Origin of the sequence: Vibrio sp. 10N.222.52.B7 (genome assembly GCF_041474275.1) — a bacterium.
GTDB classification, from domain to species: domain Bacteria; phylum Pseudomonadota; class Gammaproteobacteria; order Enterobacterales; family Vibrionaceae; genus Vibrio; species Vibrio crassostreae_C.
In genome coordinates this window covers 1-24,916 of sequence record NZ_JBFRTU010000047.1, presented here as the reverse complement: position 1 = coordinate 24,916, position 24,916 = coordinate 1, and the positions used below count along the sequence as shown (strand labels likewise).

Below are 24,916 nucleotides of genomic sequence, written 5' to 3'. Positions count from 1 at the left end.
ATCGTAGAAGCTGCTGAATAATAGCACTCTACCTTAGTTAAAATAATAAGGGCGGAGCACTTTAAAGTGCTCCGCCCTTTTCTTTGTCTGGCTATGCCTAAAAACCGTAAGCGATAAGCCGTAAGCCGTAAGCCGTAAAGATTAGCCTACCGCCAAGCTGTACAATCAGAAGACTAGACGATTTCCCAGCTGTGAGTCATTTCTACGCCAGCACCTAACATTAGACATACAGAACAGTACTTTTCTAATGAATCCGCACACACCTTAGCGACCTGCTCAGGATCAAGGTTGTCACCAGACACTTCAAAGTGAATGTTAATCACAGTAAAGATTTTTGGTGCTGTTTCACGACGTGTCGTTTCAAGTTTTGCGTTACAGCCTGTGATGTTCTGGCCTGCAGATTTCAAACCATCGACGACATCAACAGAGCTACAACCACCAGCGGCCATAAGGACCATTTCCATTGGGCTTGGCGCGGTTGCACCACCACTGCCATCCATTACTACAGAGTGGCCAGATTGAGATTGACCTAGGAATTTAAAGCCTTCGACCCATTTAACTTCTGCTTGCATGTTGTTCCTTAGATGTACGATAACCGCCATCGCTGTCTATTATTGGATATCAATACTGACACCCTACTACTGGCGGCATTTATGAGCAAGATTTTCTCGGCGACATATTTTTTTGTGAATGATGCAATTTTTTCCATCTAAAACCTGTCTCTATTCGTACATTCAAAATCGAATGAGAAGAACGTCAAGATGAGGTATCTATGAATAAATTATCTAAAATATTGGTATCACTCGTGGTTGCGCTACCACTGATTTCGCTGTTTGTAAGCCAGACTGGCACTGCCAATACAATGGATAAAACAGCTAATTCAGGTAATAGTGAAATCGCGACACTGGCTGGTGGTTGTTTTTGGTGTACGGAGTCCGATCTAGAGAAGCTAAAAGGTGTAACCGACGTTATCTCTGGATACTCTGGTGGTAAACTGGAAAACCCAACCTACAAACAGGTCTCTTCGGGTAAGTCAGGTCACATCGAAGTGATCAACGTGACCTATAACCCTGATGTGGTTAGCTACGAACAGGTTCTTGACCAATTCTTCCGACACATCGACCCAACCGATGACAAAGGTTCTTTTGTAGACCGAGGCCGTCATTATCGACCAGCTATTTTCTATCATAACCAAGCACAAAAAGATGTTGCTCAGAACTTCATGATGGAAATCGACAAAGCTAATATCTTTGGTGAACCGCTAAAAACAGAACTGATTGAATTTGAAAAATTCTGGCCAGCGGAAGACTATCACCAAGACTATTACAAGAAGAGTAAAGTTCGTTATAACTACTACCGCTATGCTTCTGGCCGCGATCAGTACCTAGATAAAATCTTCGGTGATGATAGAAAGGACAACCCTAAAACACTACGTCAGATCATCGACAGTAAGAATGCGACAGCGAATGCTAAAACATACGTAAAACCGTCTGATGCAGAGCTCAAAGCGAAGCTTACAGCACTTCAATACGATGTAACGCAAGAAGACGCTACTGAGCGCCCATTTGACAACAAATACTGGGATAACAAAGAGGAAGGTATTTATGTTGATATCGTTACCGGTGAGCCTTTGTTCTCATCAAAAGACAAATACAAATCAGGTACGGGTTGGCCGAGCTTCACCCAACCAATCAGCGAAGCTTATGTCGTTACAACTACTGACTACAAGCTGCTTTACCCAAGAACAGAGGTTCGAAGTAAGTTTGGCGATTCCCACCTAGGGCATGTATTCAAAGATGGTCCAAAACCAACAGGGTTACGTTACTGCATGAACTCAGCCGCAATGCGCTTTATCCCTGCGGATAAATTAGCAGAAGAAGGCTATGAGGAATACGTTGAGATGTTTGAGGGCTAAGCATTCAGCATTTAACGAACAGCCTATAACAACAAAGCCAGCATATCGCTGGCTTTGTTTTTATTTACAGAGCTTTATTTATCAGCCCGTGAACCTAATTAACCAGTCAACACCGTGTCTTCTGGATATTTCAACAAGGAAGGTTCTGGGCGAGCTAGCATATAAGCCAAGGTCAAAGGACCGATACGTCCAATCACCATAACCACAATCATGATGTATTTACCTGGCTCAGTCAGGTTCGCGGTTAAGCCAGCGGTTAAGCCAACCGTTGCAAAGGCTGAAATCACCTCAAACATGACTCGATCAAACGCTGCCTTTTCAGTAAGCATTAACAAAAACATCGCGGTGGTTAATAACGCCCCACTTACCACAATAATGGCCAATGACTTTGTTACCGCTTGCCAAGTTACGGTTCGCTTAAACATCACTACATGTTTCTTCTGGCGTAAAAACGTCCACGTCGCAACAAACGCGACGGCAAAGGTCGAAACCTTAATACCACCACCCGTTGAGGTAGAACCGGCACCAATCAACATCAGTACAATCATTACCAGCAATGCCGGCTGAGTGTATTGAGACAAATCCACACTATTAAAGCCAGCAGTACGAGCACTTGCCGACTGGAAAAATGCGGCTAGCCACTGTCCTTGAGTCGATAGCCCTTCCATGGTTGCTGAGTTATTTCTTTCCAGCAGCCAGAACAATACCGTACCCACCAACAATAAAGTCGGGGTTGCGGTTAGCATAATCTTAGTGTGTAAATGAAGATGTCGAAAACCTTTACGCCAATTACTGGATAGGTCACCCACTACCGTGAAGCCTAAACCACCAAAAATGAACAAAGCCGCGAGCGTAAAAATCACTAATGGGTCATCAACAAAGCTCATCATACTGTCTGAAAACAGTGCAAAACCTGCGTTATTGAATGCAGATATCGCATGAAATAGTGCATAAAAACTGCCCGTTGACCATCCCATCTCAGGTACCCAGCGGAAGCAGAGCAATACAAAACCGATAAATTCAGCCACTAATGCAAAGATGATGATCTTCTTAACCAATTTACGAAGGTTAATCTTACGATCTTGGCCAAGCGCTTCTTTCGCTAGTGCTTGTTGTTTAAGGCTTAACCTAACACCGAACATGTAAAGCAGTACCGCAGATAGAGTCATCTGCCCTAACCCGCCGACTTGCATCAAGAACATCAGTAAGATTTTACCCGCCAAGGTGAAATGCTCACCGGTATCGACAACACCTAATCCTGTCACACTGATCGCCGAGGTTGCTGTAAACAGTGCATCCGTAAAACTTAGGCCTGTCACAGAAAATACAGGCATCGTCAACAATATTGCAGAGGGGATAAGTACGCCTAAGAAGCTCGTAAGGATAATCTTAGGTTCAGAGCCTTTACGTGGCTTTTTATCACTCTTAAGCGTGTAGAAAGTACCTTTTCGTTTTAACGAATTCATACTGTTACCTTATTGCCAATTACCAATTGCGTAGCTTTCTAGATAAGGTCTCTTTCGGCCCAGCGATGATCACCACATCCCCAATTTCTAAACTCACATCCAATTCTGGTGCTTTAGTGAGGTTCGGCCCTCGCTTGAAGCCAAGTACCTCAACACCATTTTCTTTACACAGCTTAAGATCGCCAAGTTTCTTACCCAACAGTTTAGAACCAATAACAATCTCCGTCATCGCTAAGCCACTGCCAATGTCGATAAATTCGAGAACGCGTCTGTCCAGCATCTTACGAGCAACACGAATACCCATATCGCGCTCGGGCATGATGATATGGTCAGCACCAATCTTAGAGAGGATCTTGCCGTGGAACTTATCATTCGCCTTAACCCAGACTGCTTTTGCTCCAGATTCTTTCACCACCAAAGTCGTTAGAATGCTTGAGTTAACGTCAGAGCCTATCGATACCATCACCATATCGTAATCATCGAGTCTTAACTCTTTCACCGTCTCTTCGCTCGTGCAGTTCGCAACAATCGCTTGTGAAACAAAAGCCGCTGCTTCTTTCACTCGCTCTTCATCAATATCGACGGCCAGTACCTGTGCCCCTGAACTTTGTAGCTCTTTGCAAACAGACAGACCAAATCGCCCTAAACCGATAACTGCATATTGTTTGTCGCTCATTTGAAATCCTGTTTAGAAATTTTAATTACACGGGATAGCCAAACCTACATTAGTTTCTATCTCAAAAAAAGTTAGTTCTGCAAGAATAAGGTTATACTATTGTCATAATCGCTTGATTTATAAAGGTAGAGAACAACTCGAGTTTCTGCTAATTTCCAATTCATAATTTCTGCGGCAGCACACACAATGAATGAATTCATAACCCAAGTACAAACCTACATCAACCAGAGCCATAGTGATTGGGCAAACAGCGTCCTATTCATCACTATTGCGAGTTTTCTCGCTTGGGTAGCTTGGCGAATTATCCATAATCGCTTGGAAGTTCTGGTACAGAGAACCCACTTTCACTGGGATGACCTACTACTAGAGGCACTGAAAACCCCTGTCAGTACGTTACTTTGGTGTTGGCCAGCGACCGTATCTATCGGGTTGATTCTTCAAGATCAGTTTGGCAATGAAATCAACTGGTTAAAAACTCTCAAGCACATATTGATCATATGTACCTTCGTTTGGTTCACCTTACGAATGATCACCAATGCTGAAGCATACGTCTTAGAGCAAAAAAACAGGGATGAGACAACTGTACAGGCGATTGCAAAAGTAGCTCGTCTGTTCTTTATGGTGATGGGCGGCCTGACAATCATGCAAGCGTTTGGACTCAGCCTATCAGGCTTACTCACCTTTGGTGGTGTTGGTGGCTTGATCGTCGGTTTAGCGGCTAAGGACTTACTGTCGAATTTCTTCGGTGGCATGATGATTTACTTCGACCGCCCTTTTAAAGTCGGTGATTGGATACGTTCTCCCGATCGTCAAATCGAAGGCACTGTCGAACGCATTGGTTGGCGCATGACGATCATCCGCACTTTTGATAAGCGTCCTTTGTACGTGCCAAATTCGGTGTTCAGTAGTATTGTGGTAGAGAATCCATCGAGAATGTTGAATCGTAGAATCAATGAAACCTTTGGTCTTCGTTATCAAGATGCAGACAAATTGGCGCTCATTGTTGATGATGTAAGAACCATGCTCGAGACCCACCCAGATATTGATGCCAAACAGACGTTGATCGTTAACTTTGACAAATTTGGGCCATCAACGCTCAACTTCTTTATCTATACCTTCACAAAAACAGTCAACTGGATCAGGTACCACAAAGTGAAGCAAGACGTTCTGTTACAGGTTCTGGCGATTATTCATAAACACAATGCAGACATCGCGTTCCCAACACAGACACTCAAGATTGACCCTCAAGACTTTTCTAATGTTCAAGATCATAACAGCGTTCAAAGCCTAGGTGATAATCAGAATATTAGCGATCCCAAAGACATGTTGAACTCCCCTACGGAAGGTCATCGATAGTCATATCCTTCTTGGTTATCGATAAGTAATAAGCGTGGTAATATGATGGCAGTATTCTAATGCACCTAATTACCACGCTATGATTTTACCTGTCATTCTAGCCGGCGGCTCCGGAAGTCGTCTCTGGCCACTGTCTCGCGAGCTTTACCCTAAGCAATTTCTCAATATTGCCGGCGACCAGTCAATGCTTCAGCACACACTTCAACGCCTGCAAGGCCTTGAAGAGCACTTGATGGATAGTAAATGCGATGCCCCATTCATTATCTGTAATGAAGAGCATCGCTTTATTGCCGCTGAACAAGCTCGATCAGCTAACATTCAACATAGTGGTATTCTGCTAGAGCCAGTCGGTAGAAATACAGCCCCAGCCATTGCGCTTGCCGCCCTAAAGGCTTTAAGTAAACCACCGCTTAATGAACAAAGCGCATCCGACCCTATCTTGTTAGTGCTGGCTGCTGATCATCACATCGCGAAAACCTCTGAATTCCAACAAGCGATTAGTCGTGGTGTTGATTATGCAAAACAAGGCAAGCTGGTGACATTCGGTATAACACCTAGCTCCCCAGAGACTGGCTATGGCTATATCAAGCAGGGAGAGCCTCTTTCCTCCAGTGCTCAAACTGATACTAATGGAACAGAGCAGCCAATCAATCACGCCTTCGCCATAGAATGCTTTGTAGAAAAGCCAGACACAGCAACAGCAGAAGAGTACATCCGCTCAGGACAATACTTATGGAACAGTGGCATGTTCATGTTTAAGGCATCACGCTATGTTGAAGAACTCGCCGAACACCACCCTGAGATAGTAGCGGCTTGTAAACTCGCTCTTGCAACGCAAAATACCGACCTCGACTTTATCCGTATAGACGCTGAAGCATTCAAAAGCAGTCCAAGTGATTCAATCGATTACGCCGTGATGGAAAAGACCTCGCACGCCGCGGTGATCCCGATGGATGTCGGCTGGAACGATATTGGCTCATGGTCCGCGATCTGGGATGTAAGCGAAAAAGATCAGCACAATAACGTCATTGAAGGTGATGTGTTAACCGTCGACTCTCAACACAACTACATCCATGCTGAAAATAAGCTGGTTGCGACGGTAGGTGTCGACAACCTGATTATTGTCGAAACCAAAGACGCTATATTGGTTGCAAATAAAGACAAGGTTCAGGGTGTTAAATCGATTGTCAGTCAACTAAATCAAGCGGGTCGCACAGAACATGTGCATCATCGTGAGGTGTTTAGACCTTGGGGTAAATACGATGTTATCGACCTAGGCAAGCGCGACAAAGTTAAACGTATCACCGTTAAACCCGGTCACAAGTTGTCGTTACAAATGCACCACCATAGAGCGGAACATTGGGTAGTCGTGGCGGGTACTGCGAAAGTGACCAACAATGAGAAAACCTATCTGGTTGAAGAAGATCAATCCACTTACATCCCTTTAGGTCATATTCACAGCCTAGAGAACCCAGGGGATCTCCCACTCGAGATGATTGAAGTACAAACAGGCAGTCATTTAAGTGAAGGCGACATCATTCGATATCAAGACAGTTATAGGCGAGACGTGCGCAAGCAACAAGTCCACTCATCAAAGCACAACCAAACGAAATAAAGCAGCGACAAATCGATGAAACCAACATTAGACCTAAACTGCTTTAAGAACAACGATATCCGCGGCGTCATTGGTAAACAAATCAATGAGCCACTCGCCTACCTGCTCGGTAAGGCATTTGGCGAATACGTCCTATCCGCTAAGCCTGAAACCTCACTCGATGGTTTGGCGCAGGTAGTGATTGGTCGTGATAACCGCAAAACCTCCCTGTCATTACAAGAAGCCATGACCAAAGGCTTAATCGAGTCAGGGATTACCGTCATTGATCTAGGTATGACTGGCACTGAAGAGGTCTACTTTGCGACTCGTTACCTAAAAGCGATTGGCGGAATACAAATCACAGCCAGCCACAACCCAATCAATTACAACGGCATGAAAATGGTCGGTGTAGACGCTAGCCCTATCAGTAAAAACAGTGGTTTAGATGAAATCAAACGACGCATTGAAGAACTTAATCAAGAGCTGAACTGCAATTTACCGTTCGTTCATGCACAACCAAGTAACTCTAGTAGATCGAACAGTATTCTTGCTCCGTACGTCGAGCACCTACTCTCGTACATAACCCCATCAAAGCTGTCACCGATGAAGATTGTGGTTAATGCTGGGAACGGTGTTGCAGGACATATCATTGATGCTTTAGATAATAAATTTAACGAACTCGGTGTCCCTATCACCTTCATCAAAGTTCATCATAACCCTGATGGAAACTTCCCAAATGGTATTCCAAACCCTTTGATTAGAGAGAACCAAGCAGCCACTCGAGATGCCGTTTTAGAGCATTCTGCCAACCTTGGAATTGCTTGGGATGGAGACTTCGACCGATGCTTTTTCTTTGATGAGCAAGGCAATTACATCGAGGGTTATTACATTGTAGGGTTGCTTGCTGAAGCATTCTTGGTCAAACAGCCTAACACGACTGTATTGCACGATATGCGCATGACCTGGAACACAATTGAAATCGCAAAAACGCATGGTGGAAAAGCGATTGGAATTAAAGCAGGACACGCACTGATCAAAGAGAAGATGCGTGAAACGAATGCCGTCTATGGGGGCGAAATGAGCGCACACCATTATTTTCGTGATTTTGGATATTGCGATTCAGGCATGATTCCTTGGCTATTGGTTATCGAGCTGATGTCGAAAACTCAACAATCTCTTCACCAATTAACGAGTACTAGTATAGATAGATTCCCCTCTTCCGGGGAGATCAATCGAAGAGTCTCAGACCCAGAGCAGGTCATGGCTTGCGTGTTATCGCACTACCAAGATCATGCCGTTGAGATCGATCACACAGACGGAATCAGCATGAATATGGGCTCATGGCGCTTCAACTTAAGAAAGTCCAATACCGAGCCATTAATACGCCTTAACGTTGAAACCAAACAAGATAAAGCTTTACTGTCACTTAAAGTCGACGAGTTACTGTCTTTTCTCATTTAAGAATACAGACACTTCCAGTTTTCAACTAAGATCCACAAAAAAGCCCTTATTAGCTGTTGCTAACTAAGGGCTTTGAATTTTCAGTAGCTTAATCGCTGACTGTAATTAGTCTATTTGTTACGACGAGCTTCAACAGCGTCTGCCAGCTGGCGAAGTACTGTTTCAGTGTCTTCCCAACCAATACACGCATCAGTAACAGATTGGCCGTACGTTGCAGCTTTGCCCTCAACCAGGTCTTGGCGACCTTCAACAAGATGAGATTCAATCATCACACCAAAGATAGCTTTGTCGCCACCAGAAATTTGTGCGCTTACGTCATCAGATACGTTCATTTGACGCTTAAACTGCTTAGAGCTGTTTGCGTGGCTGAAATCGATCATCACTTTTTGTGGAAGACCAGAAGCTGCTAGCTCTTCTTTAATCTTACCAACGTGTTCTGCGCTGTAATTTGGCTCTTTGCCACCACGTAGGATGATATGACAATCAGGGTTACCTGCTGTTTCAACGATAGCTGAGTGACCGTACTTAGTTACTGATAAGAAGTGGTGAGAAGCGCTAGCAGAGCGAATAGCATCTGTTGCAATCTTGATGTTGCCATCAGTACCATTCTTAAATCCAACTGGGCAAGATAGGCCAGAAGCCAGTTCGCGGTGAACTTGAGATTCTGTAGTACGTGCGCCGATTGCACCCCAGCTGATTAGGTCAGCAACGTATTGAGGCGTGATCATGTCTAGGAATTCGCTTGCCGTTGGCATGCCCATGTCAGTTAGGTCCAGCAGTAGCTTACGTCCTAGACGAAGGCCATCATTTAGCTTGAACGTATCGTTCATGTACGGGTCATTTATTAGACCTTTCCAACCAACAGTTGTACGTGGTTTTTCAAAGTAAACACGCATTACGATTTCAAGGTTATCACCAAGTTCGTCGCGCAACACTTTCAAACGTTTACCGTACTCAAGAGCAGCTTCTGTGTCATGAATAGAACATGGGCCGACAATAACAAGCAAGCGATCATCGCTCTCTTCTAAAATATTGTGGATCGCTTTGCGGCTTTCAAAGGTTGTAGAAGAAGCAACTTCTGTCGCTGGAAACTTTTCTAAAACAGCAACAGGGGGTAATAACTCTTTTACTTTGTTAATTCTTACATCATCAGTCTGGAACATTGCTTACTTCTTCCTTTTTTCTATCCTTGAGCTGAATGTACGTTGTCTCACGTCACTTTCTATCAGCACTAATCTTCTTGTTCCCTGTAACTTAACTAGTAAAAACTCTAGTTTCAATCACTAATTAAAAATAAACGCAATTTTTTTTGTGTTTTATATTTAAAACACCCTGTATACCATTATTTACACGCTATCGATTGCGTATTTTATAGCAAGGTAAGAAGAGCCATTCTTCAAGCTACATCATGCATGTAAAATTGTGTCGAACTCAAAAACAAAAAAGCTCACGTGATCAGCGTGAGCTTTTATTTAATTACATTCTTTTCAATGGCTTGACGACACTATCAAGCCCTTCAATTTTCAGAGCAAGGCACAGTTTCAATAAATCGCCGAGTTCACCAGACGGGAATCCCTTTTTATCAAACCACAGCAAATATTCTTCAGGTAAGTCAATCAGTGTACGACCCGCGTACTTTCCAAATGGCATCTGCATTCGAGCCAACTTAATCAGGTTCTCTTTCTCTAGCATTATTCGGTCTTTACTATGCGTCATCTATGTTGTGTAGAGTATCACCTAAACGTTCAACCCAATAGTTGATCGCGTCTTTGGCATCATCCAGCGAATCAATCATGGTTGAAAAATCTTTGTTACCCGCTTCACGGTCGATGGCTGCAAACAGTGGTGTGCCCTCTTGAGCATCACTGACCAATAACTCTGCACTCGCACTCCCAACATTGGTGTGCTCACCAGTCGTGACCTTAGATATGGTTGACATCGCAAGGCCAAACGGCAGAACGCTGCTCGTTACAGCTAAGAGCGGATTGGGCGTTTCAACGTTACTCAGAGCGATACTCAAGCGGAGCGTTTTTCCTGTCGGTTCATCGACAATCGTTTTATGAGGCGATATTTTATCTTCCAAGCGCGCAACCATGTGCTCAGTGAGTTCCTGAATCTCTTCCTGATCCAACGAACCTTCTTCTGCTAAAATAAAAATTTGGTCGATCACTACAGAATCGTAGTCATCTAACTTGGATTTCAAACGCTGCGCGTCACGTAGCCCAACCCTTGCCCAAACCAAGTCGACGCCTCCGTCAGGCCCAGCCTGAAAATCTTCGTAGCTGGTAAATTTAGTAGCGGTTCTAATTGGGCCGCCTGCACAACCAAGCAAGAAAATGCTGGTTGCAACAAGCAAAAGGACTTTTAAAGGGTTCATAACGCACTTAGTCAAAATTAAGGAATCTAATTAAGTATGACATACCCTATGTGAAAAGGTTGTAGAAAAAGGGGGTTAAAAATCAGAGCTAACTCTAAAATTAATCATGTTGAACAGTGTGTGCGTACTCTACAATTACCTGATTTCCTTCAATATAAGCATTTTGGATCTCACCATCAACACTCATTCTACTTTTCAGGTAGACCACTTTAGGCCCCGATTCATTGACCTCTTTTAGCGAGGGGAATACATTCCTTGGTTCCAAATGAAGTAAACGACAAAAGTGACTAATGAAAGACATGGTTAATGGAGTCTCCCCTCTTAGCACTCTTGAGAAATCAAGCTGGTTCATGCCTAGCTTTTTTGAAAACTCCATCTGCGTAATTCGCATTCTCGATTTTTGTGACATCCACGTTTGATACAACGCGTCTCTGTCTAGTTCTGTGAATTCCATACCGACTCCTTTATATAATTCATACCAATCAATTTTCCAGTTTTTCATACATGGCTTGTCAGGGTTCGGTTAGTGGAAACCAAAGGTTTGGTTTTGATATGGGGATAACCTTGTTTAATCTGTACAGAGCTATCAGAGCAAATAATGATCCGCCAACAAAGCAACAAACAAGATCATGAGATGATAGATGGAGAACTTAAAGGTCTTCATCGCCATATTGGGCTCATCACGATATTTAAGTAGCCAAGCGTGATAAACAAACCCGCCGTTGAGCACCAATGAAGCGCTCAGATATATCCAGCTGCTCATGCCAACCAATACAGGCAATATACACACGATGCTAAGCAAAAAGGTATACAGAAGAATAGACGTCTTGGTGTATTCGATTCCGTGAGTCACAGGCAACATGGGGATGTTCACTTTGGCATACTCATCACGACGATGAATTGCCAACGCCCAGAAATGAGGAGGCGTCCAAATAAAGATGATCATCACCAACAACCAAGCATTTGAATGCAGCTCGTTGGTGACTGCCGTCCAGCCCAATAACGGTGGCATTGCGCCAGCTATCCCTGCAATTACGATGTTCTGTGGCGTCGCTCGCTTCAAGTACATGGTATAGATGACCGCATAGCCCAATAAACTTGCAAAGGTTAGCCAAGCCGTGAGTTGATTGACCCACACCACTAACGTAGCGAACCCAAATAAGCCGATACCTGCTGCAAAGCTAAACACACGCACACTACTCAGCTCTCCTGACGGCAAAGGTCGTCGGTTTGTGCGAGTCATTTGCCCATCGATCTTTTTGTCGATCAAATGGTTAAATGCTGCTGCCGAGCCTGCCATTAATCCTATTCCGATCATTCCAAACAGAGTTTGCTGTAAAGGTAATCCGTTGGGCACGGCCAAACATATACCCACTAAGGCCGTTAGTAACATCAAAGCCACTACCTTGGGTTTAGTCAGCGTTAAATAGACCTTCCAAGTAGCTTTGTTTTTTGCAGCTATTTCGTTACTTAAAGCTGTGTCATTGTTGGCTGCTATCTTATGAGTTAAGGCTGCGTCTTGAGCCACCACTTCATACTGTGTTGACGTTCTACTGACCATGATTACCTCCTTGTAATACACTATTCTTCACCAAGCTTTCACTCGGTTTGCGTTGCCACACCACAAAATTGGTTACAACCATGCTGATGAGCAACATCGCTGCGACTAGGTTATGCAAAACCGCGACTGAAATTGGCAAGTGAAACCATACATTACTGATCCCAAGGCTGATTTGGGTAAACAGGACTATTGCGACAATCACGCTCAGCTTTTGGTGAGGCGCTTGGCCAAATTTCCATAGCTGGTACACGATCATCAGCACCGTTAACGTCGCCACAATAGCCCCGAACCTGTGCATAACATGGATGGTAAGCCTTGCGGGATATTCCAACACACCAAACTCATAGTTATCGTGTCCATGTTGAGCAAAATCGAACGCATTTTTGAAGTCGAGGAAGCTCATCCAGTTACCTTCACAAATCGGTAATTGAGTACACACCAGAGCGGCATAATTAGACGATGTCCAGCCACCGAGCAGTATCTGCCCGACTACAATGAGTAATCCGAATAGTGCCGAGACTTTAAGTGATGAAGAATAGGTAGCCTCACCAAAACGGCTTTGGAATTGAGACAAACGACAGTAGAGCAGACACAGCAGTGACAGCAACGTGAAGCCCCCCATCAAATGCGCCATAACCACAACGGGCATCAACTTGAGAGTCACCGTCCACATTCCAAGCAAAGCCTGAAAAATCACAGTGGCAGAGATAAGTAATGGAAGACCAACTGGTGTGATGTTCTTTTTAATACACCAAGCTACAACGACAAAGATAAGCAACCCTAATGTTCCTGCAAAGTAGCGATGGATCATCTCTATCCACGCTTTGTCTGCTTCGAGAGCTCGTTCTGGAAATTGCAGATTCGCTTCAGTCACCGCCAATACATCAGAAGGCACCGTGATCTTTCCATAACAACCAGGCCAGTCGGGACAGCCAAGACCGGCATCAGACAAACGAGTGTAAGCACCGAGTACAATCACAGTCAAAGTTAGGAATATAGTCACTCTCATAATCAACATGAGTAACTTTGGAGCTCCTTTTTGCATAGCTTATCTCCCTATCTAGAATCATCAACGCCGACTAATTACTGGCCTTTACCCCACTCTCGACAACTTGAGTAATTTTCGTAAATCATGAATCATGCCTTTAGATTGGCTGACTAACTGCGAAGGATCAGAAACGCTTTTGTATTCCATAACCAATTGCCCGAGTGGGTCAATTATCACAATGGAAGCTGGCGCAAACTCGGTACTTAACTGATCACCACCAGCTAACAAAGATAGATCAGGCTTATCAAGAGAACCCGATAACGAATTACCTTCTGAGACGAAAACAACGGCGGTCACGCGTTCTTTGTTTTTTCCTAACGCTAAGTAGCTTTGATTCAAATAATGAAGCTGTTGTTCACACAAGCTTTCGCACTCCATCGGTGCGATATAACCTACTAACCAACCCTCTCCAGCCATGGGTACCGTTACGCCAAAATCCGCTAGCGTGACTCTTGGTTCTACCAATTCGCCTGAGTTAGTGACACCTGAGGTATACCAATTCTGGTCCAACACAGTTTTGGCGATAATCGCAGGCAAAGCGAAAATTAGAACGAGTCCGATTAATACCAAACGTCCCTTAGTACGACGGCTTCTAAGCTCAGCCATGTTTGCCTCGGTACTTTCCCTGTTCACTTGTGCTTGAGATTTATCCATCGTTGTTCTCCGTGATAGGTGTCGCTTTTAGGTACCGATAGCCAATTAACAACATCAAAAACAAAAGTACCGCTGCCATTACAAACCATTGAAATGAGTAACCGAAGTGCTTCTCAGATTTCATTGCCGTTGGACGCCATAACATTTCATAGGGCCATGAATCTAAACTCTGAGGTTGGAAGACAAAGGGCAGCACTTCTTGTCCTGTATACTGTGATAACGCTGCTATGTTTAGGTTTTGGATTCTATTCGGTGTCGTATTTTCTAAACCCAACTCATGACTTAAAGGATTAATTGAGCGTGTATACAAGCGCCCTGACATTTTGGTTGGTACAGTGATACTTCCTAATTGCGGTAGTTCTCTTCTGTCGTTACTTGCCGGAACAAACCCAAGATCGATCAACAACTGTTTTTCAGCCACTAAGGACTGGTTTCCATCTTCAAAGCGAACCTCACCCAACATGTAAATCACATACCCCACCGTTCCTTGGTTAATCTGATTGTCTAACAAGACCACCAAACCACTTGGTGTTTCCAATTCAACATCAACCTTCAAACCATTTAAAAACTGCTGTTCAGATGTACCTTGGGCTTGTGTACGCGAGCCCTTCCATTCAGAGATAACCGTGTCCAATGACCTAAACGATTGCTGCGCTCTTTCTGATAGTTGCTGTTCATAACGTAATTTCTCGTTACCACGATCGAGTTGCCATAAACCTAACTTGATTAAAGCGCCGACTGAAACCACAGTTAAAACAACCGCTATCCAAAAACCTTTACTGCGGAACTTGTGTTCATCATCAATCAATCGGTTTGGAGTTATCACTATGGCGTCATCTACCTTTGTTCTGTTATTTAAAGTCGTATTGGTCGCTTTGCTGTTTTTTATCGCTTTCAATTTGATGAAAGGTCTAATCCAAATCGCCTCAGGTAAACACAATGGAAAAAGACTCAGTTACTTCTTGGGGCGTCGTGTCATGTGGTCAGCCGTTGTCGTGCTACTTTTATTACTTGCTCTGGGATCAGGAGTGATAACTCCCAACCCTCGCCCCTATTAATCCCCTATAGGCTCAATCGTTAAAGTACATAAACAAACACAAACAGGCCCAACCAAACCACATCAACAAAGTGCCAATACCAACTGCCCGCTTGGAACGCAAAGTGGTCTTTCGGAGTGAAGTGGTCTTTCGCAACCCTTGCCAGCAACACAATCAAAAAGATCGTCCCTAAACAGACATGTAAGCCATGAAACCCAGTCAGCAAAAAGAAGGTATTACCGTAGATGCCAGACTGAAGTGTCAGCCCCATCTCTTGATAAGCGTGAAGATACTCTTCAACTTGGAAGAACAGGAAGAAGCCAGCCAGAACAATGGTTATCTCCAACCACACGATCAAAGCCATACGCTTATTTTGTTCAAGACTGATATGTGCCATGTGCAGCGTCACAGAGGAAAGCAGCAGAATAATGGTGTTCTTAAGCGGGATACCTTGCCAAGGCATGGCTTGTGTCGTTACGCCATCAGGGGTCGTCGTTAGTGGCCAAATTGATTGGAACATCGGCCACAATACTTCATGGGTCATTTCATTATTGCCCGCACCACCAATCCAAGGCACAGAAATCATTCGAGCATAGAAAAGCGCGCCAAAGAAAGCGCCAAAGAACATGATTTCGGAAAAGATGAACCAACTCATTCCTTGTCTAAAAGAACGAGAAATCTGCTCAGAATAGAGACCACTCAATGATTCTGTGATCACATTGCTAAACCAACCTGCGAGCATGTAAAGCAGCACAGCAAACCCGACTAACAACACCGCTTTGCCAAACACACCACCTGCGGCGTCGGTACCCATGTTTTGCACCGTCAAGCCAGCGCCAACCGCGACCAAAAACAGTGCTACAGCACCCACCAATGGCCAGTGGCTTTGATGTGGAACGAAATAAACTTCCTTTTTAGAACTCATCGCTCAACTCCTTATGTTGATACTGGTTCTGTAAATTCCTAGTTACTTGCGAGTACGTTAGGCTCAGATTTATTGGCCGCAGCACCCACCTCATTCGTGATATTGAATAATGTGTAAGAGAGCGTCAGCGTATGTATCGATTCTGGAATATCTGGCTCAATGTAAAATATCAAACCCATTTCTGCGCTCTTGTGCCCGTCCAATGGCTGCTGATTAAAGCAAAAGCATTCCATCTTATTGAAGTAGGTTGCCCCCATACCTGGAGAAACCGACGGTACGGCTTGGCCAACCAATGAGGCTCCAGAAAGGTTTTTGGCAATGTAGTTAGTTTGAACCACCTCACCAGGATGAACCTCTAACACTCGAACTTCAGGCGAAAACTGCCATGGCATATCTGGCTTGATGTGGGACATGAATTCGACTCGAACCGTACGAGAGTAGTCTGGCTGCATTCCCTGAGGTTGCACCGCTGAAACAGTATTAGTTTTGCCATTGATGCCTAAGGCCTCACACATGACATCGTAGAGCGGCACCAAAGCGAAACCGAAGCAAAACATCGCAACCACGCTCAACACCAAGTAGCCCGTCAGCTTTTTGGTCGATCGCTTATTAGACAGGCGCTTAGGTTGTTTTTTATCTTGATTGGGATCGCTTTGCTTATCACTCATGGTTCTGCCCTCTAATCCACTTTCGGCGGATGGGTAAAGGTGTGGTGAGGCGCAGGGCTTGGTACTGTCCATTCAAGACCTTCAGCTCTATCCCAAGGCTTACTTGGCGCAGGCTCTCCCCCTCTTACGCACTTAATCGCTAGCCATAAGAAAATTAGTTGAGACAACCCAAACGCAAAACCACCAATCGACACGACTTGGTTAACGTCAGCAAACTGAATCGCATAATCAGGAATACGACGCGGCATACCCGCTAACCCTAAAAAGTGCATCGGGAAAAACAGTACATTAACTGAAATCACCGACGTCCAGAAATGCCACAGGCTGAGCTTGTGGTCGTACATATGTCCGGTCCACTTAGGCAGCCAATAATAGGCAGCAGCCATAATCGAGAACACGGCACCGGTTACCAGAACATAATGGAAGTGAGCCACAACAAAATAAGTATCGTGGTATTGGAAATCAGCTGGCACGATAGCGAGCATCAATCCAGATAACCCGCCAATCGTAAACAAAACAATGAAGGCAATCGCAAACAGCATTGGTGTTTCAAAGGTCAAAGCACCGCGCCACATGGTCGCCACCCAGTTGAAGACTTTCACACCGGTCGGCACCGCTATCAACATGGTGCAATACATGAAGAACAGTTCGGCAAATACTGGCATACCCGTGGTGAACATGTGGTGTGCCCAAACCAAAAATGACAACAGTGCGATACTACAGGTCGCATAAACCATCGAGTGATAACCAAACAGGCGCTTACCACTGAATGCAGGGATGATGGCTGAGACAATACCAAAAGACGGCAAGATCATGATGTACACTTCGGGGTGCCCAAAGAACCAGAATATGTGCTGGAACATGACGGGATCACCACCACCAGCGGCATCAAAGAAACTAGTCCCAAAATATTTGTCAGTCAGTACCATGGTCACCGCCCCCGCGAGCACGGGCATCACGGCTATCAGCAAGAAAGCGGTAATTAACCAAGTCCATACGAACATCGGTAGCTTGAACCAAGTCATGCCCGGTGCGCGCATGTTCACTATGGTTACGATCACGTTAATCGCCCCCATGATCGAACTGATCCCCATAATATGAACTGAGAATACGAATAGCGCGGTACTGTCTGGCCCATAAGTTGTCGAGAGTGGCGCATAAAAGGTCCAACCAAAGCTCGGGCCGCCCCCTTCTGTAAACAAAGATCCGATTAAGATTAGAAACGCAAAAGGCAAGATCCAGAAACTGAGGTTGTTCATTCTCGGCAGTGCCATATCTGGTGCACCGATCATCATCGGAATCATCCAGTTAGCCAAACCCGTAAATGCAGGCATTACGGCACCAAATACCATGATTAAACCATGGACTGTAGTCATCTGATTGAAGAAATCTGGCTCAACAAGTTGTAAACCCGGTTGGAACAGCTCCGCACGGATCACCATCGCCATGGCGCCGCCCGTTAAGAACATTGCAAAGCTGAACCACAAATAAAGTGTACCAATGTCTTTATGATTGGTTGAATACAGCCAACGAGCCCAGCCTTTAGGTGCCGCATGTGAATCGTGATCATCAACAGGCAAATCATTATTGCCCAAGGTGCCTTCCACAGAATGGCTCAGTACTTGATCTTCTGCTGGAGCCGATTTCACCGGCTTATTGATTGGTGAACTCATAACTGATCCTTAGCATCATTTTGTGCATCATCCGTTGAGCTTTCAGAACTGCCTTCTTGCTTCGCCTTATAAGCGTTGATATCTGAGGCCTGAACAATATCGCCGGTATCATTACCCCAAGCGTTTCGTTGATAAGTTACTACCGCTGCGATCTCTTTCTCGGTTAACTGATTATCGAATGCTTGCATCGCCGTACCGCCACGACCATAAACAATTGTGTCGATATGAACATCCACATCACCAAGGGCAATAGGACTTCCTTTGATGGCAGGGAATGCTCCAGGAATGCCCTCACCGTTTGCTTGGTGACAAACCGCACATCGAGTTTTGTAAACCTCTTCACCGATGGTATTCAACTCCGCCAAGGAAAGTGACGCATCTAATGCATCTTTTGCGGCTTGTTGTTCGGCTATCGCTAACTCTTTCTGCTCCGCTAGCCATGCGTCAAACTCATCTTCTTCCATGGCATGCACCACGATCGGCATGAAACCATGGGCACGACCACACAACTCTGCACACTGCCCTCGGTAAACACCAGGCTCATCTATCTTAGTCCAAGCCTCATTAATAAAGCCCGGAATGGTATCTTTCTTAACGGCGAATGCTGGCACCCACCATGAGTGAATCACATCATCGGAAGTCATCAAGAAACGGACTTTACGGTCAACAGGCAGTACCAGCGGCTTATCAACTTCTAGCAGGTAATGCGCGCCTTTCACTTCGAGGCCTTCAATCTCTTTGTCACTGGTCGCTAGAAGGCTGTAAAACTCGACGTCTTCACCAAAATAGCTGTAATGCCATTTCCATTGTGACCCGGTGATTTTAACGGTCAGATCTGATTGGGAGGTATCTTCCATCGCTATTAAGGTTTTGGTGGCGGGTATCGCCATAGCGATGAGAATGATGATAGGGATGATGGTCCAAAGAATTTCGACTTTCGTGCTTTCGTGAAAATGGGCAGCAACTGCGCCCTTCGATTTCCTGTGCCTCAAAATCGAATAAAACATCACACCAAAAACAACAAAGGCAATCGCACAACAGATGTAGAAGATCAGCATATGAAGTTCATACACCTTACCACTGATCTCAGTGACGCCTTGAGTCATGTTGTAATCACTGCTAGCGTGCACTAAAGGCGATACTAAAAGCACAACAAAACTCTTCAAAAGCCACGCTAGCCTAACCAGTAATCTTTTCAAAAGATCTCTCCTTGTCCTTCCTAATTGGATACTTGCGACCTAAATGTCGTTGCGAACTGGACAACATTCATTGTTATTCCGGCTACACATGAAAAGGCTGAATCTCAATCTACAACTCACATGGAACTAGCCTGTGAGCAGGCTACTGACCTCATATAAACCCAAGAACTAATACGGTTCAAAAGCGTTGGAGGTTTCCATGAAAGATTCAAAAACGGCGAATTTGTTAAGTTTTGTTATATTTATGTAAAAGGCTAGTTAGTGATATCCAATTATTCAAGGTAAGTTTACTTACTAAACAGTCAATTATTTGAAGTGGCTTAATCTACGTGCCCTCTTGCCGTTGGAATTTATTTTATATCGAGTTTTACGATTGCTTTCATGGAAATGAGAATTAATATCACTTAAATTAAATCAACGGTAAGTCATACAGACATTAATAGGTTTAGTGATTATGCAAGATGCAATGAATTGGTTAGCGAGAGACCCAGACCCAAGAACTCGTGAAGAACTTCAACACCTCATCGATGAGGGAATGCACGACGAACTTGAAGATCGTTTTACCCAACGATTAGAGTTCGGAACAGCAGGACTTAGAGGCAAAGTTGGATGCGGGCCAAATCGAATGAACCGTTTAGTCATACAGGAAACAGCAACTGGACTCGGCCACTACTTAATCGAACATGTCGCTAATGCGACCATTCGCGGTGTGGTCGTCGGTTATGACGGCCGTTTAGATTCAAAGCAGTTCGCGATTGATACCGCTTCCGTACTCACGGCTTTAGGCATTAAGGTTTACCTAACCTCTAACGTCGCGGCTACCCCTATCGTTGCCTTTGGCATTGAACACTTCAACGCCGCCGCTGCTGTTGTGGTGACGGCCAGTCACAACCCGCCGGAATACAATGGTTTCAAAGTGTACTGGGAGAATGGCGCTCAAATCATTCCTCCTCACGATGCAGGCATTGCCGCTGAAATCGATATCGCATCAACTAAGCCGCTCCCTTTAATGAGCTTAAGTGATGCTGAAACACAAGGTAAGTTGGTGTGGTTGACTGAAGGCTATTATCAAACGTACCGCGCTGCGATCAATCAGAGCCCATACGTGAGTAAAGAGATCGAATCGGCGAACACCACCATCACCTATACCGCAATGCATGGTGTCGGCGCACAAATGGCTGAGGATCTACTTCATGATTCTGGTTTCCATAAGGTATTCAGCGTTGCAGAACAAAGAGAGCCCGATGGTAACTTCCCGACCGTCAACTTCCCGAATCCGGAAGAAAAAGGCGCGATGGATCTGGTGGTTAACCTAGCCAAAAGTGTCGATGCCGACATTGCTTGTGCCAACGATCCAGATGCAGACCGATTTGCGGTTGCAGTGAGAACAGATGATGGCTCTTACAAAATGCTAACAGGTGACCAAGTCGGCGTGCTATTCGCTCATTATCTACTCTCAAAGCCGCATACCAAAAACCAATTAGTTGGTAACAGTATCGTATCTTCAACCTTACTTGAAAAAGTGGCTCAATCTCATGGTGCGACTTATTTCCAAACGCTGACAGGTTTTAAATGGTTGGCGAATATTGGCATGCAATTAGAAGATGATCAGAACGAGTTCTTGTTTGCCTATGAAGAAGCGCTAGGCTACACAATTGGTACTCAAGTACGGGACAAGGATGGGCTGTCTGCCATCGTTGTTTTCGCTCAACTGGTTGAAGAGCTCAAATCTCAAGGTCGAACGGTCTGGGATCTTCTTGCTCAGATATCGTTGGAACATGGTGTACACACCAACGCACAACGCAGTATCGCGCTTGACCCAGATTCACCATCGATTGGTTCTAAGCTCCGCTCGGCACAGCCTAAAGCAATCAACGGTGTCGCTATCTCTGTAATTGAAGATTTGCAGTCTTCTTTACGCTTCGTCATTGGAGGCAATACTGAAGCCATTAACCTGCCTGCAAGTGACGTACTCATCTATCATCTCGAAGATGGTTCACGCATTATCGTAAGACCTTCCGGTACTGAGCCAAAAGTTAAGGTCTACTATGAGACGGTGACAAAATTTGAAGGGACAGAAACCTACGAAGACACTCGCCTGCGCGGTGAGAAGTACATGGAGAAACTGATTGAACAACACCAACAAGAGTTGAATTCATAGCGATTTAGCGCGTTCAACATGTAACGGTTAAATATAAAAAATGGACGCTCGTAGCGTCCATTTTTGTCTCAGCGGCTAACCACGAGAAGATGTCTGATTTGATTCGTCTACGAAGTAAAGAAAGAAGACAACATCCAGATAGCTAACACGATGAAAACTCCGCCCATGACTTTCTGTTGATAGGTACGAAACTTCGCGTTTTCTACGAGAGATTTACCAATCGTACCCACTAACGCCACCAGCAAAAAGTTAAACGTTAAGCCGAGAAAATTCAGTAATAAACCCAGAACAAGCATCTGCTGACCGGAAGTCGCTTCAATATTCGTCGACACAAACTGAGGCAGAAACATCACAAAGAAAACCAAGGCTTTAGGGTTAAGCAGGTTGCTGATCAGCGCTCGTTGATAATAGGCTTTTGCAGCAAAATTATCGTTTAACTCCGGCGCATTACCCTGCTCTGTTCGCAGGCAATCCCAACCCATCTTCAACAAGTACGCGCCGCCTAACAAATGGAGAGCTTTAAGCGCTATTGGGCTCATTGCGATCAACGCTGATACACCCATGGCCGCTAATACTGTCAGAATGATTCCAGAAGTCGCATTACCTAGGCTTGCAAACACGCCGACCTTACGGCCATAGCTCATGCTTGAACTCGCAATCAGTAACATATCAGGGCCAGGTAAAAGAAGAAGTGCAACAACGGCAGTCAGGTAGACAGGTAAAATGGTTAAGTCGATCATGAGGGTCAGCATTGATAAAAACGGAGGCGGATTTTATATCAATTACTAACACCCTTCCAGATGCAATCAGTTGTTCGACGTTTATTTAATCGAATTAAAAACCAAAATTAAGCGACAAAGCCAATTTATTAACTAAATAGAAAAGACTAATTAACTTGCTACCCATTCGATCTCAATCAATGTCGTATCGCCACACTTTAGGCGACCAAGGAAGATATCGCCTCGATGTACGGCCCCAACACCTTTTGGCGTACCTGTCATCACAACATCGCCGTCTAGTAAGGTGGTATAAGAAGACAGCTCTTCTAGGATAGTTTTTGGAGAGTAAAGCATCTGCTCAACATGTCCTTTCTGAACACGAACACAGTTAATAAATAATTCTAGGTTTAAGTCAGAGAGATCAAAATTATCAACGGGAACAAAGCGACTAAAGACAGCGGAACCATCAAAGGCTTTGGCACGCTCCCAAGGTAAACCTTTGGCTTTTAAACTGCTTTGCAACTCACGCTTGGTAAGGTCTAAGCCGAATCCCACAGCAGAGTATTCACCGTTTTCAACAATAAAACAGATCTCTGCTTCGTAGTGCAGCGCTTCTTGATGAAACGAAGAAAGAGAGGAAGTCACGCTGGTGCTTGGTTTATTAAACACCACCATAGAGTCAGGGATCGCGTTGTTAAGTTCTTCAATGTGATCGACATAGTTACGCCCAACACACAGTACTTTTGTTGGGGTTGCTGTTCGTCTCGAATTCATCAGCTGTTCCTGATCGACAACACTGCTCATAGTTTATCCCTGAACTATTTTTAGAGAACAGAGTTTAGCGCATCATAAAATGAGAGTCTTCGACAAGATGATTACCGATCTCTAAATTCTGATCTTTAGCTCAATTAAATGATTTAAATACTTTTATCCGAAGATCGCGACATATAAGAACTGATGACAAGAGCCATAGCTACGTAGATAAAATGAATAGTTGGGGAGCATGAAGGAAAAGCTAAAACAGATACGTATAGAACGAAAGAAGCCCTCTCAAACCAAAAGGCTTGAGAGGGCTTAGCATGGTGTCTAGGACAGTATCCTAAAAGGTAAGTTTAAGGAGTAAACACTATGCTAAATTAGTCTGCGACTTATAGGTAGTAACGAGCACCAAGTAGCCACTGGTCGTCAGCTTTTTCTTTGTACACGCCAGAACCTTGTAGGTCGAACTGGTAACCAGCAAAGCCTACGAACTGAGATGTGAAGTTGTACTCAGCTTGTAGAGCAGTTGTAGCAAATACTGTTTCACTCATCTTGTCGTCTTCTACCGCTTCGTAGTTAACGCTTAAGTTCAGGCTGTTAGAAAGTGCGTAAGAAGCAAGTAATTCAACTGCAACTGTCTCTTCTAAAGCAACACCAGCGCTTGAGTTCATGTAGTTATTCATAGCATAAACACCAGCTAAGAATAGACCTTCAGAACCGTAAGAACCGTAAGTAGCACTCACTACGTTAGAATCAGCGGTTTTAGAACCACCGCCAATGTTACCAAATGTAACATCACCAGTGTTGTATGCGTAGTTTGCTGTGAAATCAGCAATTGCGTAGTTCAATGCAATTTGAGCACGGTTACCGTATTTGTTTGTGTTTGTATCTGAAACTTTATCAGTCTTGCGGCCTTGCCATGCAACACCTACGTTTAGAGAACCAGCGTTACCAAAATCGATAGCATTGCCGTAACTCACCATCTCTTCGCCACGACCAGTACCTAGGTTACCGTGATCGTCGTAGATGAAGTCATTCGCGAATGCGATTGGCATATCTGCAACACCAGCAACGTTGTAGTAAGGTGCCCATTGAGTACCTACTGCTGCACGGCCATAATCGTCGTGAGAAAGGCCAACGTAACCAAGACGAGTTGTGAATGACTGATCACCACCGTCTAGCATGTTTAGCGCCCATTCACCTTTAGCATCAGCAGTAAAGCCGTTACCAAGTTCATGAGTTGCACCGAAGTTGATACGTGGAGAAACAGTTTCTACACCGATGTCGTCGCTGTTAAGGCGGTCATCGCTGTTTACATCACCAACTGCAACTGAAACGTGGCCGCCAACAGAGAATGTTGTGCCGTCTTCGTTGTAAAGTTCTACTGCAACTGCCTGTGTACCAAATACTGCACCAGAAATTGCTAGCGCTAAAAGTTTCTTATTCATTTGTCATGTCCATTATGTAACTGGGTGAGTTATTCACTAACAACCTCGTGCTTACGGAGAAGTTGTTACCTGCATTTAACAAGTAGGCAAACCCTAATATACGAATGACAAGAAAGTTGCATTAAAATATATAAAATAAAAAAAATCGCACTATAAAAAACAAAAATACCCTTTAAAACAGTTGATTAATACGATAATTGCTGAGATCTCCTTTCATTC

At 44.4% G+C, this 24,916-nt stretch carries 24 protein-coding genes; 6 read left to right on the top strand and 18 right to left on the bottom strand.

The window, feature by feature from the left end; genetic code table 11:
- Positions 1-173: 173 nt before the first annotated feature.
- Positions 174-572 carry an OsmC family protein gene (locus AB4512_RS13910; RefSeq protein ID WP_017061739.1) on the bottom strand — a complete coding sequence of 133 codons (399 nt, stop codon included), beginning with the start codon at positions 570-572 and terminating at the stop codon, positions 174-176.
- A 200-nt stretch (positions 573-772) separates the two neighbouring features.
- On the opposite strand from AB4512_RS13910, the gene msrB reads away from it, so the two are divergent.
- Positions 773-1,915: a peptide-methionine (R)-S-oxide reductase MsrB gene (msrB, locus tag AB4512_RS13905; RefSeq protein WP_372175061.1), complete on the top strand. Its 1,143-nt coding sequence runs from the start codon at positions 773-775 to the stop codon at positions 1,913-1,915.
- 98 nt (positions 1,916-2,013) lie between these two features.
- Here msrB and AB4512_RS13900 read toward each other — a convergent pair whose 3' ends face one another.
- Together AB4512_RS13900 and AB4512_RS13895 are read right to left on the bottom strand one after the other, a co-directional pair.
- Complete coding sequence (locus AB4512_RS13900) at positions 2,014-3,381, bottom strand: TrkH family potassium uptake protein (RefSeq protein WP_017061741.1); 1,368 nt, start codon at positions 3,379-3,381, stop codon at positions 2,014-2,016.
- Between the two features lie 19 nt (positions 3,382-3,400).
- Positions 3,401-4,057, bottom strand: coding sequence for a TrkA family potassium uptake protein (locus AB4512_RS13895; RefSeq protein ID WP_372111565.1), 657 nt, complete (start codon positions 4,055-4,057; stop codon positions 3,401-3,403).
- 186 nt (positions 4,058-4,243) lie between these two features.
- Between AB4512_RS13895 and AB4512_RS13890 the strand changes: the two genes are divergently transcribed.
- The 3 genes from AB4512_RS13890 to AB4512_RS13880 all read left to right on the top strand — a co-directional run bounded on the left by AB4512_RS13890 (position 4,244) and on the right by AB4512_RS13880 (position 8,468).
- The gene (locus AB4512_RS13890) at positions 4,244-5,413 is read left to right on the top strand and encodes a mechanosensitive ion channel family protein (RefSeq protein WP_372111563.1); all 1,170 of its coding nucleotides are present in this window, start codon (positions 4,244-4,246) and stop codon (positions 5,411-5,413) included.
- 79 nt (positions 5,414-5,492) lie between these two features.
- Positions 5,493-7,028, top strand: coding sequence for a mannose-1-phosphate guanylyltransferase/mannose-6-phosphate isomerase (locus tag AB4512_RS13885; protein WP_017061744.1), 1,536 nt, complete (start codon positions 5,493-5,495; stop codon positions 7,026-7,028).
- Between the two features lie 15 nt (positions 7,029-7,043).
- Positions 7,044-8,468: a phosphomannomutase CpsG gene (locus AB4512_RS13880; protein WP_102332022.1), complete on the top strand. Its 1,425-nt coding sequence runs from the start codon at positions 7,044-7,046 to the stop codon at positions 8,466-8,468.
- 110 nt (positions 8,469-8,578) lie between these two features.
- Here AB4512_RS13880 and aroG read toward each other — a convergent pair whose 3' ends face one another.
- From aroG to AB4512_RS13840, 8 genes are all read right to left on the bottom strand, one after another.
- Positions 8,579-9,631, bottom strand: a complete 1,053-nt coding sequence (gene aroG, locus AB4512_RS13875; protein ID WP_017061746.1) for a 3-deoxy-7-phosphoheptulonate synthase AroG — start codon at positions 9,629-9,631, stop codon at positions 8,579-8,581.
- Positions 9,632-9,944: 313 nt separating this feature from the next.
- Positions 9,945-10,160 carry a DUF3820 family protein gene (locus AB4512_RS13870; protein WP_004730103.1) on the bottom strand — a complete coding sequence of 72 codons (216 nt, stop codon included), beginning with the start codon at positions 10,158-10,160 and terminating at the stop codon, positions 9,945-9,947.
- Between the two features lie 13 nt (positions 10,161-10,173).
- A complete protein-coding gene (locus AB4512_RS13865; RefSeq protein WP_136978019.1) occupies positions 10,174-10,845 on the bottom strand; it encodes a DUF3313 domain-containing protein in 672 nt (223 codons plus the stop codon).
- Between the two features lie 100 nt (positions 10,846-10,945).
- Complete coding sequence (locus AB4512_RS13860) at positions 10,946-11,299, bottom strand: hypothetical protein (RefSeq protein WP_017068634.1); 354 nt, start codon at positions 11,297-11,299, stop codon at positions 10,946-10,948.
- 132 nt (positions 11,300-11,431) lie between these two features.
- Positions 11,432-12,406 (bottom strand): heme o synthase, encoded by a 975-nt coding sequence (gene cyoE, locus AB4512_RS13855; protein WP_372175060.1) that lies wholly within the window; start codon positions 12,404-12,406, stop codon positions 11,432-11,434.
- Complete coding sequence (locus tag AB4512_RS13850) at positions 12,396-13,451, bottom strand: heme A synthase (RefSeq protein ID WP_372175059.1); 1,056 nt, start codon at positions 13,449-13,451, stop codon at positions 12,396-12,398. The genes cyoE and AB4512_RS13850 overlap by 11 nt, the downstream gene beginning before the upstream one ends.
- A gap of 48 nt (positions 13,452-13,499) precedes the next feature.
- Positions 13,500-14,108, bottom strand: coding sequence for a hypothetical protein (locus AB4512_RS13845; RefSeq protein WP_016793603.1), 609 nt, complete (start codon positions 14,106-14,108; stop codon positions 13,500-13,502).
- Positions 14,101-14,934 carry an SURF1 family protein gene (locus AB4512_RS13840; protein ID WP_029235784.1) on the bottom strand — a complete coding sequence of 278 codons (834 nt, stop codon included), beginning with the start codon at positions 14,932-14,934 and terminating at the stop codon, positions 14,101-14,103. The genes AB4512_RS13845 and AB4512_RS13840 overlap by 8 nt, the downstream gene beginning before the upstream one ends.
- 1 nt (position 14,935) lies before the next feature.
- On the opposite strand from AB4512_RS13840, the gene AB4512_RS13835 reads away from it, so the two are divergent.
- Complete coding sequence (locus AB4512_RS13835; RefSeq protein WP_017066085.1) at positions 14,936-15,166, top strand: DUF2909 family protein; 231 nt, start codon at positions 14,936-14,938, stop codon at positions 15,164-15,166.
- A 19-nt stretch (positions 15,167-15,185) separates the two neighbouring features.
- On the opposite strand, the gene AB4512_RS13830 is transcribed toward AB4512_RS13835, so the two are convergent.
- From AB4512_RS13830 to coxB, 4 genes are read right to left on the bottom strand one after another with little or no spacing between them, the layout of a single operon-like run.
- Positions 15,186-16,070 (bottom strand): cytochrome c oxidase subunit 3, encoded by an 885-nt coding sequence (locus tag AB4512_RS13830; protein ID WP_009845661.1) that lies wholly within the window; start codon positions 16,068-16,070, stop codon positions 15,186-15,188.
- A gap of 38 nt (positions 16,071-16,108) precedes the next feature.
- Entirely contained in the window at positions 16,109-16,738 is a 630-nt protein-coding gene (locus AB4512_RS13825) for a cytochrome c oxidase assembly protein (RefSeq protein ID WP_017064839.1), read from the bottom strand.
- An 11-nt stretch (positions 16,739-16,749) separates the two neighbouring features.
- Entirely contained in the window at positions 16,750-18,411 is a 1,662-nt protein-coding gene (gene ctaD, locus AB4512_RS13820; RefSeq protein WP_048612910.1) for a cytochrome c oxidase subunit I, read from the bottom strand.
- Positions 18,408-19,610, bottom strand: coding sequence for a cytochrome c oxidase subunit II (gene coxB, locus AB4512_RS13815; RefSeq protein ID WP_372175058.1), 1,203 nt, complete (start codon positions 19,608-19,610; stop codon positions 18,408-18,410). The genes ctaD and coxB overlap by 4 nt, the downstream gene beginning before the upstream one ends.
- A gap of 454 nt (positions 19,611-20,064) precedes the next feature.
- On the opposite strand from coxB, the gene AB4512_RS13810 reads away from it, so the two are divergent.
- Entirely contained in the window at positions 20,065-21,771 is a 1,707-nt protein-coding gene (locus tag AB4512_RS13810; RefSeq protein ID WP_372175057.1) for a phospho-sugar mutase, read from the top strand.
- A gap of 107 nt (positions 21,772-21,878) precedes the next feature.
- Here the strand turns inward: AB4512_RS13810 and AB4512_RS13805 are convergent, their stop codons facing one another.
- The 3 genes from AB4512_RS13805 to AB4512_RS13795 form a co-directional block, all read right to left on the bottom strand.
- A complete protein-coding gene (locus AB4512_RS13805) occupies positions 21,879-22,511 on the bottom strand; it encodes a LysE family translocator (protein WP_372175056.1) in 633 nt (210 codons plus the stop codon).
- 150 nt (positions 22,512-22,661) lie between these two features.
- Positions 22,662-23,294, bottom strand: a complete 633-nt coding sequence (locus tag AB4512_RS13800; RefSeq protein ID WP_017071641.1) for a fumarylacetoacetate hydrolase family protein — start codon at positions 23,292-23,294, stop codon at positions 22,662-22,664.
- Positions 23,295-23,638: 344 nt separating this feature from the next.
- Positions 23,639-24,697: a porin gene (locus AB4512_RS13795; RefSeq protein WP_372175055.1), complete on the bottom strand. Its 1,059-nt coding sequence runs from the start codon at positions 24,695-24,697 to the stop codon at positions 23,639-23,641.
- Positions 24,698-24,916: the final 219 nt, after the last annotated feature.